Origin of the sequence: Ruegeria arenilitoris (assembly GCF_013030265.1) — a bacterium.
In the GTDB taxonomy this organism is placed as follows: Bacteria; Pseudomonadota; Alphaproteobacteria; order Rhodobacterales; family Rhodobacteraceae; genus Ruegeria; species Ruegeria arenilitoris_E.
In genome coordinates this window covers 473,320-487,520 of the sequence record NZ_WPZQ01000001.1, presented here as the reverse complement: position 1 = coordinate 487,520, position 14,201 = coordinate 473,320, and the positions used below count along the sequence as shown (strand labels likewise).

The 14,201-nt window shown below is 54.7% G+C and carries 11 protein-coding genes; 5 read left to right on the top strand and 6 right to left on the bottom strand.

Annotated features, from left to right (window positions below; translation table 11 throughout):
* Window positions 1-5: 5 nt before the first annotated feature.
* The gene (locus GOX61_RS02475) at window positions 6-1,226 is read right to left on the bottom strand and encodes a bifunctional alpha/beta hydrolase/OsmC family protein (RefSeq protein ID WP_170331006.1); all 1,221 of its coding nucleotides are present in this window, start codon (window positions 1,224-1,226) and stop codon (window positions 6-8) included.
* Between the two features lie 484 nt (window positions 1,227-1,710).
* Window positions 1,711-3,054: a dimethylsulfonioproprionate lyase DddP gene (gene dddP, locus GOX61_RS02470; RefSeq protein WP_170331004.1), complete on the bottom strand. Its 1,344-nt coding sequence runs from the start codon at window positions 3,052-3,054 to the stop codon at window positions 1,711-1,713.
* Between the two features lie 123 nt (window positions 3,055-3,177).
* Here dddP and GOX61_RS02465 point away from each other — a divergent pair, with 123 nt between their 5' ends.
* Window positions 3,178-3,921 (top strand): heme-dependent oxidative N-demethylase family protein, encoded by a 744-nt coding sequence (locus GOX61_RS02465; RefSeq protein WP_170331002.1) that lies wholly within the window; start codon window positions 3,178-3,180, stop codon window positions 3,919-3,921.
* A 36-nt stretch (window positions 3,922-3,957) separates the two neighbouring features.
* On the opposite strand, the gene GOX61_RS02460 is transcribed toward GOX61_RS02465, so the two are convergent.
* Together GOX61_RS02460 and GOX61_RS02455 are read right to left on the bottom strand one after the other, a co-directional pair.
* Complete coding sequence (locus tag GOX61_RS02460) at window positions 3,958-4,869, bottom strand: hypothetical protein (protein ID WP_367646926.1); 912 nt, start codon at window positions 4,867-4,869, stop codon at window positions 3,958-3,960.
* A 198-nt stretch (window positions 4,870-5,067) separates the two neighbouring features.
* A complete protein-coding gene (locus GOX61_RS02455) occupies window positions 5,068-5,865 on the bottom strand; it encodes a lytic murein transglycosylase (RefSeq protein WP_170330998.1) in 798 nt (265 codons plus the stop codon).
* 224 nt (window positions 5,866-6,089) lie between these two features.
* On the opposite strand from GOX61_RS02455, the gene GOX61_RS02450 reads away from it, so the two are divergent.
* Entirely contained in the window at window positions 6,090-7,451 is a 1,362-nt protein-coding gene (locus GOX61_RS02450) for an MFS transporter (protein ID WP_170330997.1), read from the top strand.
* Between the two features lie 54 nt (window positions 7,452-7,505).
* Here GOX61_RS02450 and glnA read toward each other — a convergent pair whose 3' ends face one another.
* Window positions 7,506-8,912 carry a type I glutamate--ammonia ligase gene (gene glnA, locus GOX61_RS02445; protein ID WP_155151118.1) on the bottom strand — a complete coding sequence of 469 codons (1,407 nt, stop codon included), beginning with the start codon at window positions 8,910-8,912 and terminating at the stop codon, window positions 7,506-7,508.
* A gap of 37 nt (window positions 8,913-8,949) precedes the next feature.
* Window positions 8,950-9,288, bottom strand: a complete 339-nt coding sequence (locus GOX61_RS02440; RefSeq protein WP_108800222.1) for a P-II family nitrogen regulator — start codon at window positions 9,286-9,288, stop codon at window positions 8,950-8,952.
* Between the two features lie 169 nt (window positions 9,289-9,457).
* On the opposite strand from GOX61_RS02440, the gene GOX61_RS02435 reads away from it, so the two are divergent.
* From GOX61_RS02435 to tig, 3 genes are all read left to right on the top strand, one after another.
* Window positions 9,458-11,194 carry an NAD(P)H-hydrate dehydratase gene (locus GOX61_RS02435; protein WP_170330995.1) on the top strand — a complete coding sequence of 579 codons (1,737 nt, stop codon included), beginning with the start codon at window positions 9,458-9,460 and terminating at the stop codon, window positions 11,192-11,194.
* Between the two features lie 310 nt (window positions 11,195-11,504).
* On the top strand, window positions 11,505-12,629 hold the full coding sequence (locus tag GOX61_RS02430) for a porin (protein WP_170330993.1): 1,125 nt from the start codon (window positions 11,505-11,507) through the stop codon (window positions 12,627-12,629).
* 184 nt (window positions 12,630-12,813) lie between these two features.
* The gene (gene tig, locus GOX61_RS02425; RefSeq protein WP_170331100.1) at window positions 12,814-14,145 is read left to right on the top strand and encodes a trigger factor; all 1,332 of its coding nucleotides are present in this window, start codon (window positions 12,814-12,816) and stop codon (window positions 14,143-14,145) included.
* The last annotated feature ends 56 nt before the right edge of the window (window positions 14,146-14,201 follow it).

Sequence of the window (14,201 nt, the reverse complement as noted above, 5' to 3'; positions counted from 1 at the left end):
TACACTCAGGTTGAGGGAAGGAGTTCGGTCGTGATGCGTGCCGAACCTTCCAGAGTTCGGTGGACCGGGCACTTATCTGCGATTTCCATCAGCTTGTCTCGTTGCGCCTGATCCAGTGGTCCTTCCAGCCTGATTTTGCGGCGGAACTGATCCACTTTGCCTTCGCTTGCCAGACCAGCGTCCTGTGCATGGACTTTGTCATGGCACACATCGACGCTGACGCCGGTGAGGGGCCATTTTTTGCGCCGGGCATACATGCGAATAGTCATCGACGTACACGCACCAAGGCCTGATGACACGAAACCATAGGGTGACATTCCCCGGTCCGTGCCCCCATAGGAGGTGGGTTCGTCTGCCACTGCGTGGTGGCGCGGTCCGGACTGAATATCCTGCATGAACCCGGATGGATCCGCCTCGGTTACGCGCACGACCCCTTCGGGTGCGCCCGGAGGTGGGGCAGGTGGCCTGAGATTGACGTAGCGAGAGACCCATGCCGCAATGACATCTGCTGCATAATCCGCATCCGCAGCCCGTGTGATCAGATGATCCGCATCGTCGAGTGTGACAAAGCTCTTTGGATGTTTTGCGGCCAGAAAAATCGTGCTGGCATTGTCAATGCTTACGGTTTCATCACGCGGTGCATGCAGGATAAGCAACGCCGCTTTCAGCTCTGCGATCGCAGGAGCCAGCGCAGATTCCGATATATCATCGACGAAGGCTCTACCGATCCGGAATGGTCGTCCACCCAGCGTGACTTCGGCGCTGCCTTCTGCTGCGATCTCTGGCAGGGCGGCTTCGAAATGATGAGAGACATGGCCCGGGTCAGCTGGCGCACCCAAGGTGACGACCGCCTTGACGGACGGAATGCCGGCACGTGCGCGCAGGACTGCTGCACCACCCAACGAGTGACCAATCAGCAGAGCAGGGGCCATATTGCGCCCGGCCAGATAATGCGATGCCGCGATCAGGTCTTCTACGTTCGAAGTGAAGGTTGTATTCGCAAACTCGCCCCCCGAATGGCCCAGCCCGGTGAAATCAAAGCGCAAAACGGCAATACCCATCGCAGCCAGTCGTGCAGAAATACGCCGTGCTGCCGGGATATCTTTGGAACAGGTAAAGCAATGCGCAAATAGCGCCGTTGCCAAAACCGGACCATCCGGCAGATCCAGGCGCGCGGCCAACTGACTGCCGTCATGACCGGAAAAAGTAATGCGTTCCGTTGGCATAGCTGCTCCTCGGAGTTGTTGGGATTTGCCTAATAGTGTGTACATCCAGGAAGGGTCACAACCCTTATGTCAGAAGCGTCACGGGAAGGTGAGTATCCGGAAGTAGAACTTGATAGGCGATGCAGGGTGAGGTTGTGGTGCTGCCGGCAATCTGATGTCGGATTGGCAGCTGTGCACATCTCATCAGAATCTGTGAAGTAAGGGCAAACAAATATTCGATTTAATTAAGTCCCATCAGCGCTCACATTGCGATTGTACCGACACCTTGAGCAAGGAGAGACAGATGGCACATGCTAATCCCCGTGCACACGATTTTCCGATACAACCGGGTTTACTGATTGCTCTTGCTTTGAGCGGCGCGATCGGATTTGCGCTTGGTCAGTACTCACCAACCTTCGGAGGAGCCAACTCAAGTTACCAGCCCCCGATAGAGGACTGGCATGGTAACGTTATGCGCTCACACTGGACAAAGTGAGCACTGCTTTTAGTTCTGCCCCATCAGCGCAGGATCGAATGGGTAAGTGGTCAGGTTCTCGTAGCCGTCTTCGGTGATCAGGACCTGATCCTCCAGCTTGATCGAGAAATCTCCGCCAACCTCACCGACGCAAGCTTCGACACACAAGACCATTCCGGGCTCGAGCGGATAGTCGTATGAACCCTCGACAGCCTTGTCAGGATAGGCCACCAGCGGCCATTCATCACACAGACCGACCCCATGCATCAGACAGCCGTATTTCTGGGCTTGGAATTTATCATCCAGCTTGTGCGCCATGGCTGTCAGTTCAGGGATCATCACGCCAGGCTTCAACATTTCCATGTTGGTCATGATGTGTTCGTGGGCATGTTGCATGGCATAGATCATGTCGGCACGCGGTTTCTCGTCCCCAATCCACCAGGTTCGTGAGATATCGATGCAGATACCGTAAGATCCAATCAGGTCGGTATCGAAAGCGATGATTTCATTCTTTTGGGTGATCCGAGGGCCGCACTCCTGAAACCAGGGGTTGGTGCGCTGACCCGAAGCCAGCAGACGGGTTTCGATCCATTCGCCACCACGCCGGATATTCTCGGCATGCAGAACGGCCCAGATGTCGTCTTCGGAGGTCTTGCCATCGCCGACATTTGCCCGGGCAAATTTCTCCATTTCGGCCACAGCCGTTTCGCAGGCATGATTTGCACAGCGCATGGCAAGGATTTCGTCTGGCCCTTTGATCGCACGGGTCTTTTCGGTCAGCTCTTCGCCTTCCATGATCTCAAAACCTTGCGCCTCAAGCGCGCGCAGGCCGTGCAGCATGATCTTGTCGACACCAAGCCGCTTGTTGTTTCCGCCGTGCTCCTCGATCAGTACGCGTACTTCATTGGAAAACACGTCTGCAGCAACATCAACTTTGTCGCCGCGGTCAAAGTAGAACAGGTCGGCGCCGGATCGTTGTTCGCGAACCAGCGGATTGAAGGTCGAGAGGAAGGGTGAGTTCTTGTAGTCCCAAATCACCATATAGCCATCGGCACACAAAAGAACGGCCCTGAACGGGTTGTGCGTGTTCCACAGCTGCATGTTCGTGCTGTCGGTGGCATAGCGAATGTTCAACGGATCGAACATCAACATACCACCATACCCGCGGTCTACGATGGCTTGCGTCAAGCGCTTCCAACGGTGTTCCCGCATTCTTTCCAGGTTTGGAAGCTCCAACCCTGCGTTGGCCCATTCACCAAATGCCAGTTGTGTTGGGCCGATTTCGATCCGGTCGTTCTCGTTCGGGGTTCCATCACCCAGCGTTGCGCCTCGGGTCGGATCAATCTTGCGGGTATCCCGGTAGTGGTGGTTCACGGCTCGCCTCCCTGCTTGCAGGTAAAGCTTGAAGAGACAAATCCGCCGCGTCTCGGTGAATTGCGACGATATGGCCGTCGCTTTTTGACCGACATGAGACGGATTGAATGCTAATTCAGGGTCATGACGGCAATTCTACAGCAAGAAATTCCATACAACCCCCTGATTCAACGTCCATTGCCGGGCATCCAACCGGCAAGCATGGAGACCTGGTTGCATCAGGATGATGCATTCGCCGAGCAGATGCAGCGAAGAGAATCTTTGCTGAGCGAGCGGAGATCCGAAGTTCTGGCGCTGGATCCTCAAGCAATGGCTCCTGCACAAGAACTTTTGGATATGGTTCTGGCGCAGGTTTATCCGACGGCATCGAATGTGGTCGTACGTCCAGATGGCGTTCAGGTCGCAATTGATCGAACGCAACCTCTCGATACTCTCTGCAGATTGGTGCAGGAGGATTTCTGCATCCTGCAAAAGATGGAAGATGAGCATGTGCTGACCGGTGCAATCCTGTGCTTTCCGGCAAGCTGGCGGCTGTCTGAGAAGTTCATGAGGCCGCTTCTCGATATCCACATTCCTGTTGCCAGCTATGATGCCAATGTTGCGCGACGCGTTCAGCGGCTCTTTGACGGGATACAGACGGGTCGTCCGCTCTGGCGGTTCAATGCTCTGTGGTACGAGGATGCAGAACTACATCAGCCCCGCAGTGCAAACGAGCCGCGGGAGATACGCGACAGGGGTAGGGCGCAATACATGCGAAGTGAACGGCAGACTTTGTTGCGCCTGCCAGAGACACGTGCGGTCGTGTTCTCGATTCACACCTACGTTCTTCCGGAACACGTGATGTCCGAAATGGAAAACCCCGCCTGATAGCGGGGTCTCCAAGGAGGGTCGTTGGTAGTAAGTTTACATGCCAAGCGCGTTGGCAACGTCGGCAAAAGCGTTACTTGCATTCAGTGCAACAATCGCGACGGTGAACACCAGAACCTGTGTATTCAAGCGAAAATCCTCACCACGGATGAGATTTACTGCAGCCATTGAAAGTGCGATCGGTGCAGAAAAACTTGCGACTGCCCCGGTCATGCCCCAGCTGGTAAGACGCAGAATATCACTGGGCTTTTCATCATCTGGTGCTTCAGCTTCTGGCTGGTCAACTTCGGTCACCGGCTCATTATCTGTTCTGAACGCGATGCTCAGCAACTGGTCATCAGTCAGCTTGATCGGGCGGCCTGATGTTCTTGATGCTGCGGATTCAAGATCGAATTCTTCCTGGTCGGCGATGTCGATACCAGCAAATTGACCCGTTACGGATTCGAAAATCTGTTTGCGCTCCCGAGGTTTTCGAGGAGTGAATGAATCGAACGTGCTCAGGAACTGTTCAATCGTCAGAACAGTGTTAGGCGACAGCCATTCAACTCGCTGGGTCGAACAGATATCGACCATGCGATATAGCATTACTACCAGGATCAGCTCGGAAATCTCGCTGTCGTCCAATAACTCGGAAACCGGGGTAATCGAAATCGCTAGCCTGTGCTTGGGACGCGAAACCGCAGGACGAGCCATGGTCTTCAACCCGGCCGCACGATCCAGACGTCCGTATCGGTCGTTCGCCTCATCATGCGTCGTTTCAAGATGCAGCCGAACAAGATAGTGGCTGGACACGATACTGGCTTCGGTCTTGCTGGTCAGCGTCTTGCGTTCGACCAGATGACCATAGTCTTCAAGTGTCGCAGAAACGGTGTGACAGAACCGCCGGAGCGCGCCTTCCGCGTCGCCGTTGAACTGAAGTCCACCATGGTATTTGTGCTTTGCAGTCACAGCACAGTCCTCTGCCATATGATTTCTGACACACAATCATAGCGAGAGAAGTAGGGGAAAATTTGACGAAAATGCAAAAAAATGAATTTTTCCGAGGATTGATTACGCTTTGGAAACCAATGAAACGTCGGGTCAACTGGTTAGATGTGGCGATAATGTGGCGAAAATTGGGTGCGGCCAGCTAAGGCGAAACTTGTCCTAGCTGTCGATTCGCAAGGCCATGATTGCGATGGATTGCTGATAAACAGATGCTGCGTTCCATTGCTGGATAACTGCAAAGTTTGGCTCGCCGGGTTGATAGCCCCGACCGGGTTTCCACCCTTTCTTACGCAAGAAATTTGCGGTCGAGGCCAGAGCGTCGGTCATGTTGTAGAAATCCACGCGGCCATCACCGGTGGCATCGACGCCATAGGTTATGGCGTTACCCGGCAGAAATTGCGTATGGCCCAGCTCGCCATGTTTTGCCCCTTTTGTCGCCATGGTGATGCTGCCCTGATCCACCAATTTCAGCGCTCCGATGGCATGAGGAATAAAAAACTCAGACCGGCGACAATCGTAGGCCAGTGTTGTTATTGCGGAAACAACCTGACTATCGCCCATGAAGTTCCCAAAGCCCGTTTCCATGCCGTGAATAGCGATCAGAACACCGGCGGGAACACCATATTGTCGTTCCAGAGCCGCATAGAATTGCGGGTTGCGTGCCTTCCGCTTGCGCCCTTGAGATACGATGGTATCTGCGCCCCGAACCCTCATGAATTTGTCTAAGGAATACTTGAAGCTTTTCTGATTGCGATCAGCTGCGATCGTCCTCGTGGCGTATTGGGTCTGCGCCAGCGCCTGCAGTCCCTTTTTGCGCACCCCTGCTTTGCGGGCCTGCTTGGCGAAACTCTGTTTCCAGGATTCAAAACCCGCACTGGTATTGCCGCATGACGCAGCCAATCCAACAGAGGCGAAAGAGATGGCAATGGCGGCAACGGGAGCAACAAAAAGCTTCATGAACAACACTCTTTCGATCTGACTAATCCGAATTTCAGGATAGCTGGCTCGGCTATCGCAAAGAAGTAAATTGATCAATTTGCGCCAAAACAGGCGTAAAACTACTTTGTCTGAGGCGCGTCGCCCTTGCAAGTGACCATGACTGGCTCCTTGACGGATCTCAGCCCTGCCATGTTCTATGAGTATGAAATCAGGTTTCTTTCTCAGGGGGAGGCGGAGTTCCAATGGGCAAGACGTCGAACAGTCGCTGGTGGGTTCTTACCGCGATGGGCGCAATTCTTGGTGTCATCCTTCTTGATGAAACCGTTGTGGGTGTTGCATTGCCAACGATCCAATCAGATCTCGGCCTGAGCAGTTTGAGTGCACATTGGGTCGTGAACATTTATCTGCTTGTGCTCGCAGCGCTTGCTGGTGCTGCGGGGCGGTTCGGTGACATCATCGGTACGCGGAACCTGATCATCGTCGGACTACTTGTTTTCGGCATTGCGTCACTCGCCGCAGGATATTCACAAAGTGGTTCAGGGATCGTCGTCGCGCGTGCAGTTCAAGGTATTGGGGCTGCCATTATCTTTCCGCTTTCACTTGTTCTGGTCTCGATGTCTTTTGATGAGGGTGAGCGTGGAATGGCCCTTGGCATCTACGGCGCGATCGGGACAAGTTTTCTGGCACTTGGCCCAGTGGTCGGAGGCCTGCTGACCGACTATCTGTCTTGGCGCTGGATCTTTTGGATCAACCCGCCAATCGTTCTGATCGTAGCTTGCATCACTTGGGTGCTCTGGCGCGATCCACCCCGACGAGCCGAGGCTGGATTCGACTGGGCAGGTTTGCTGCTTCTGGTCGGAGGTCTCACCCTCACCGTTTTCGGCATCATGGAAGGGCCCGAGCGCGGTTGGGAGCGGATTGATGTCATCGGGCCTTTGATCACCGGCATAGTGATGTTGGCTTTGTTCGTATGGGTCGAGCTGCGCACCACTGCGCCGCTTATCGCGATGCGACTGTTTTCCAATGGTACCTTTGCAGCATCAAACATGATCGTGTCGCTCGCCCAATTCGTCAAAATCGCGACCTTCGTCTTTGGTGCTTTGTATTTTCAGAAGTCTTCTGGTCTGTCTCCGCTGATGGCTGGGGTGGCACTGCTGCCAGCTGTGGTACCACCTGTGCTAACCGCGACCTTTGCAGGCAAAGCTGCAGATACTTATGGAACCAGACTTCCTTCATTGTTCGGAGTTTTGGGCACCCTGATCGGACTGGTCTGTATGGCGATCGGTATGGGTCTGGATCAGAATGTGTTCGTATTTGCAGGGTTGTTGATTTCGGGTGTGGCTATTTCCTTCCTCTTTGTTCCTCCGCAGCGAGCCGTGATGATCTCGGTTCCGCCTGGAATGCAGGGACAAGCCGGGGGTATCGTGCTGAGCAGCCAGTTGCTGGGAGGAACGTTGGGAATGGCGGTCTGCAGCAGCACCTATGCAATGCTGGGATCGTTCGCTGCAGTGTTCTGGATAACAGCAGCAATATCCGCTGCGGTTTTGATGTACGGCTACATCGCGATTGAGAGGAATGAGATCAACACGGCAGAAGGGACATGAAACGAAAAAGGGCGCCCATGAAAGGCGCCCCAGATCTTACCGCAAAGGGTTGAATTAGCAGCTGTAGTACATGCCGTATTCAACGGGGTGCGGGGTGTGCTCGTAGGTTTCAACCTCTTCCATCTTCAGTGCGATGTAGCCGTCGATCTGGTCTTTGGTGAACACGTCGCCCTGCAGCAGGAAGTCGTGATCGGATGCCAGAGCTTCCAGAGCTTCACGCAGTGAGCCGCAAACGGTCGGGATGTCGGCCAGTTCTTCTGCGGGCAGATCGTACAGGTTCTTGTCCATGGCTTCGCCCGGATCGATCTTGTTCTTGATGCCGTCCAGACCGGCCATCAGCAGGGCAGCAAAGCACAGGTAGGGGTTCGCTGCCGGATCGGGGAAACGAGCCTCGACACGCTTGGCTTTCGGGCTTTCGGTCCATGGGATACGTACACAACCCGAACGGTTACGTGCCGAGTAGGCGCGCAGAACAGGAGCTTCAAAACCTGGGATCAGACGCTTGTAGCTGTTGGTCGCAGGGTTGGTGAAAGCGTTCAGGGTTTTGGCGTGCTTCAGGACACCGCCAATGAACCACAGTGCTTCATCCGACAGATCGGCATACTTGTCGCCAGCGAACAGCGGTTTGCCGTCTTTCCAGATCGACATGTTCACGTGCATACCGGTGCCGTTGTCACCTGCGATCGGCTTGGGCATGAAAGTGGCCGATTTGCCGTATGCGTGCGCAACGTTGTGGATGACGTATTTGTATTTCTGCAGCTCGTCGGCCTGTTTGGTCAGGCTGTCGAAGATCAGGCCCAGCTCGTGCTGGCAGGACGCAACCTCGTGGTGGTGCTTGTCGACCTTCATGCCCAGACGCTTCATTGTCGACAGCATTTCCGAACGCAGGTCCTGTGCTTCGTCGATCGGGTTGACCGGGAAGTAACCGCCCTTGACGCCCGGACGGTGGCCCATGTTGCCCATCTCGTACTCGGTGTCAGTGTTCCACGACGCGTCGGTTGCATCAACTTCGTAAGATACCTTGTTGATGCTGTTCGAAAAACGAACATCGTCAAACAGGAAGAATTCAGCTTCGGGACCCATATAGGCAACGTCGCCGATACCCGATGCTTTCAGGTAAGCTTCTGCTTTCTGTGCAGTGCCGCGCGGGTCACGCTCATAGGCTTCGCCGGTGTCGGGCTCAACAACCGAGCAGTGCACGCAGATTGTCTTTTCTGCGTAGAACGGATCGACATAAGCGCTTTCAGTGTCGACCATCAGCTTCATGTCCGAAGCTTCGATCGATTTCCAGCCCGCGATGGACGAGCCGTCAAACATGAAGCCTTCTTCCAGAAAGTCTTCGTCAACCTGATCGGCCATCAGGGTCACGTGCTGAAGTTTGCCGCGCGGGTCGGTGAAACGAACGTCGACGTATTCGGCGCCTTCGTCCTTGATCAGCTGAAGAACTGCGTCCTTGCTCATTCTCTCATGTCCTCTGTTTGAGAATTCGATAATTGGCTTACAGAGCGTCCGAACCGGTCTCGCCGGTACGGATGCGGATGGCTTGTTCGACGGGCGAGACAAAGATCTTACCGTCGCCAATCTTGTCGGTTTTCGCTGCATCTACGATCGCTTCGATCGCTGCATCGACCTGATCGTCGTCCAGTACGACCTCGACCTTCACTTTGGGCAGAAAGTCGACGACATATTCCGCGCCGCGATACAGCTCGGTGTGTCCTTTCTGACGGCCAAAGCCCTTAACCTCGATCACGCTGAGTCCCTGGACGCCGACATCCTGCAGCGCTTCTTTTACTTCATCGAGTTTGAACGGCTTGATGATCGCTTCGATCTTCTTCATCCCGGGCTCCTATTAACTCTTGTCACTGTGGCACTGACCACGTCTAAATTTGGTCGGCAATGTGATTGCGAAAATGGTCCGGGTTGGGCGCCGAGAAAACGTGCGGCAGGTCAAATTTTGATCAGCTTGCACAAAAAGTAATCAAAATTGAATCGCCGAGGGATTTGAGATGACGGAATTGCTAACAGCGGCACAAATGCGGGCGATTGAACTTGCAGCAATCGAGTCTGGCGAGGTGACCGGTCTGGAGCTCATGGAGCGGGCTGGACGCGGCGTCGTTGAGGCGATTTTTGAAGAGTGGCCTGAGCTGTCGAAAACATCTGGTACAGCCGTGGTTTTGTGTGGTCCCGGCAATAATGGCGGCGACGGGTTTGTCGTGGCGCGGCTGCTGAAGGAGTGGGGCTGGGAGGTTGAGGTGTTTCTCTATGGCGATCCCGAAAAGCTGCCGGCAGATGCGAGAGTGAATTATGATCGATGGCTGGAGTTAGGAGAGGTTGTACCGCTGACCGAACAGAATATGCGCAAGGGTGGTTTTGCCGATCTTTACGTTGACGCACTGTTCGGGACGGGGCTGAAACGCGGTTTGGACGGTGAACTGTTCAAGGTCGTTCGGCATCTTTCTGGTGTGAATGGGGACCACTATACCGACCGCATGATCAGCATTGACGCGCCATCCGGCTTGTGTTTGGACAGCGGGCGGGCGTTGCATCAAGAGGCTTCGAACCCATGGTCTCGCGAGGTGCTGGACAGTTTTCCTGTAGAGATACGGAACAAGATTGCCCAAGCGGGCGGCGCGCGTGCTTTGCGCGACCGTTTTGCGTGGTTAACCGTTTGTTTCGACAGCCCAAAGCCCGGGCATTTCCTGGCGCAAGGGCCGGATTTGTGTGGCAAGCTTGTAGTTAAAGACATCGGTATCTCAATTCAGCGTTGCCGTTTTAACGGTGAACCATATGACGATGCGTTCACATTAGGCCCCAAACCTTTTCGCAGGGCGAGCCGCCCTGCATTTCTAACCCTTGCCGAAGCACCGGGCCGCGTGAAGGACGAGCGAACATGGGGTGGGTTGCCGCTCTATCGCTTGCTCAAATTCAAACAACATCACAAGTTCACCCACGGCCACGCCCTCATTTGCTCGGGTGGTCCGGCTAAGACCGGCGCTGCGCGGCTAGCCGCCCGAGGGGCTTTGCGCATTGGGGCTGGATTGGTGACGCTGGGTGTGCCTCCAGCGGCTCAGATGGAAGTCGCGGCGCAGGTGACAGCCATCATGCTACAGCAGGTTGAGGGGGCAGAGGGGCTGACCGACGTGCTGAAAGACGAGAGGCTGAACGCTCTCTGTCTTGGTCCTGGGTTGGGTTTAGAGTGTGTGCGGGATTTGGTGCCCGCAGCCCTTGAGGCAAAGCGCGCAACGGTTCTGGATGCCGACGCACTGACGGCTTTTACGGATGATCCGGCATTGTTGTTCTCTCGATTGCACGAAAACTGCGTGCTAACCCCGCACGGAGGTGAATTTGCACGACTGTTTCCGGATATTGCGGAGAGGCTGGAGGCAACGCCTACCAAAGGTCCGGCATATTCCAAGGTGGATGCAACGCGTGAAGCGGCCAAGCGGGCAGGGTGCGTGGTATTGTTCAAGGGACCGGATACGGTAATTGCTGCACCGAATGGGCGGTGTTCGATTAACTCAGCGCATTACGATCGTGCAGCGCCATGGCTGGCAACGGCAGGCGCAGGGGATGTGCTGGCAGGCTTCATAACCGGATTGTTGGCTCGCGGATTTAGTCCAATGCAAGCTGCCGAGACCGGAGCCTGGTTGCACGTGGAATGCGCGCGGCAGTTTGGACCCGGCCTGATCGCTGAGGATCTGCCCGAGCAACTGCCTAAAGTTCTTAAAAAGCTGAATGTTTGATTGCGTTGCGCAAATAGTGGCCTACTGAGCGTAGGATTGGCGACTTTATGCCGGTTCATTCTGCGTTAATGCATAGCGAGTGTTTGCCAGACGCATAACGGAAGGGCAGAATTTATTTGGGAGCAATTTGCTGCCACCTGGGCTTGTAAATGTAGCCTTTTGAAAAGAAATAATAATGTGTCTTTCATCGCTGTGTCGGCTGTGGCGGATTTGCAATGAATATACGGCATGGACTGAGCGCCTCTGGAACCATCGCGTTCAGTAAACATTTGAGCAGTACCTGAAACCGGAACTTTTCATGGTGAGTGAAATGACCCTTAATCTCAAACTCTCTTCCGCAGCTGCAGTACTGGCCGCAACGACGGCAATTCCAGCCGCTGCCGAATTGAAATACGAAAATAACAGTGGCGGATATGTCCTGCTGTACGGACAGTTCAACCCTGCACTCATCTCGGTAGATGATGGGCAGCAAACTGAGACACGCGTGTTGGACAACGATCTGTCAAACAGCCGCGTTGGTCTGCGCCTTATGCAGCCGTTTGGCCAAAACGAGTTCACGTTCCGGTTTGAATCGGCGCTGGGCCTGCCAAACTCGTCCGAATGGAACCAGCTTGGTACCAACTTCAGCGGCTGGACGCGTGAAGACATCCGCCACGTTGATTTTGCACTGAAGGGCAACTGGGGTAAATTCTCGGCCGGTCAGGGCAGCATGGTATCGGATGGTGCTGCCGAAGTAGACCTGTCCTATGTAGGTACGGCGCTTTACTCATTTACCAATGATGAAAACTCGGGCTTCTTTTACCGCGGCACTGACGGCATTCTGAGTGACATCACCGTCGGCGACTCCAGCAGCAACTTTGATGGCTCACGCCGCGGTCGTATTCGTTATGACACGCCCAGCTTCAACGGATTCTCTGCCGGTTTTGCATATGGTCAGAACATTCTGTCCAGCAGCGATGATGACGACTACTATGACGTAGGTGTTTTCTATAACAACACCTTCAGCGGTGGCGTCGAGTTCTCGGCGGGTGTCGCTTATGCAGTTCGTCAGGCAGACGATAACTCGGGTGATCGTAAGGACACCATCGGTTCGGCCTCGGTTCTGTTGCAAAACGGTCTGAGCTTTACCGTTGCAGGCGGTACGCGAAGCAATGATGCGGTCGGAGCATCTGATCCGAACTACTGGTATGGCAAGATCGCCTACGAGGATGACTGGATTTCGTGGGGTAAAACCGGGGTTGGTATCGACTACTACGACGGCGCTGATTTTGAGAATGACGGATCCAGCACAAGAGCCTGGGGTATCGCCGTTGTTCAGCGTATCGACAGCATTAATACGGATGCCTATCTGAAGTATCGCAACCATGACTTCAAAGACAGTGTGTCCTTTGACAAGAACGAAGCATGGGTGCTTGGCGCCCGTTGGAGGTTCTGACCAGATCTCTTTGTGATCTGAAAACGCCTCGGCTCGCACCGGGGCGTTTTTTTGTTTGTTAGGTCGGTAAAACAGGGCAGATCTGGCACTTGCCCCTTGCACGCGGGCGGCTGGGCAAATAGAAGGCGTCAAATTTGCCCGGCGCGCCGTTTTGCGCGCCCCGAATCCTATGGGGACTACCATAATGCAGGTTACCGAGACGCTGAACGAAGGTCTGAAACGCGGTTACAACATCACTGTCACCGCCGCCGAGCTGGACGAAAAGGTCAACGAAAAGCTGACCGAAGCGCAGCCGGAAATCGAAATGAAGGGTTTCCGCAAAGGCAAGGTGCCGATGGCGCTGCTGAAAAAGCAGTTTGGTCAGCGCCTGCTGGGCGAAGCGATGCAGGAATCCATCGACGGCGCGATGAACAAGCATTTTGAAGACAGCGGCGAACGTCCTGCCCTGCAGCCCGAGGTCAAGATGACCAACGAGGACTGGAAAGAAGGCGATGACGTCGAAGTCGCAATGTCCTATGAAGCGCTGCCTGAAATCCCTGAGGTAGACCTGAAGTCGGTCGAACTGGAAAAGCTGGTAGTCAAAGCAGATGACGCAGCTGTCGAAGAAGCACTGAACAATCTGGCCGAGACAGCGCAGGATTTCAAAGCGCGTCGCAAAGGCTCGAAAGCCAAAGATGGTGACCAGATCGTATTCGACTTTGTTGGTAAAGTTGACGGCGAAGAGTTCGAGGGTGGTTCAGCAGAAGATTATCCGCTGGTTCTGGGCTCGAACAGCTTCATTCCTGGCTTCGAAGAGCAACTGGTTGGCGTAAAGGCCGAAGAGGAGAAGGACGTCAACGTAACCTTCCCCGAAGAGTACGGTGCCGAGCACCTGGCTGGCAAAGACGCTGTCTTCACCTGCACCATCAAAGAGGTGAAGGAGCCGGTCGCTGCTGAGGTCAACGATGAACTGGCTACAAAGTTTGGTGCAGAAGATCTGGCTGCGCTGAAGGCTCAGATCGCCGAGCGTTTGGAAGCGGAATACGCCGGTGCATCTCGCGCAGTTATGAAGCGGGCCCTGCTGGACGCGCTGGACACCAAGGTATCGTTCGACCTGCCGCCGTCGCTGGTTGATGCCGAAGCCAAGCAGATCGCACACCAGCTGTGGCACGAAGAAAACCCGGAAGTGGAAGGTCACGACCACGCCGAGATCGAGCCGACCGACGAGCACAACAAGCTGGCTGAACGCCGCGTGCGTCTGGGTCTGCTGCTGGCAGAACTGGGTCAGAAAGCCGAAGTTGAAGTTACTGATGCCGAGATGACTCAGGCAATCATGAACCAGGCACGTCAGTACCCAGGACAGGAACGCCAGTTCTTCGAGTTCGTGCAGCAGAACGCACAGATGCAGCAGCAACTGCGCGCGCCGATCTTTGAAGACAAGGTTATCGACTACGTCTTCGAACTGGCTCAGGTTGCAGACAAAGAAGTCAGCAAAGACGATCTGCAGCAAGCCGTTGAGGCACTGGAAGAGGAATAATCCTCTTCCTTCCCCCGATCAGGGACCAAAATAAAGCGGAGCCGTCTGAAATAAGA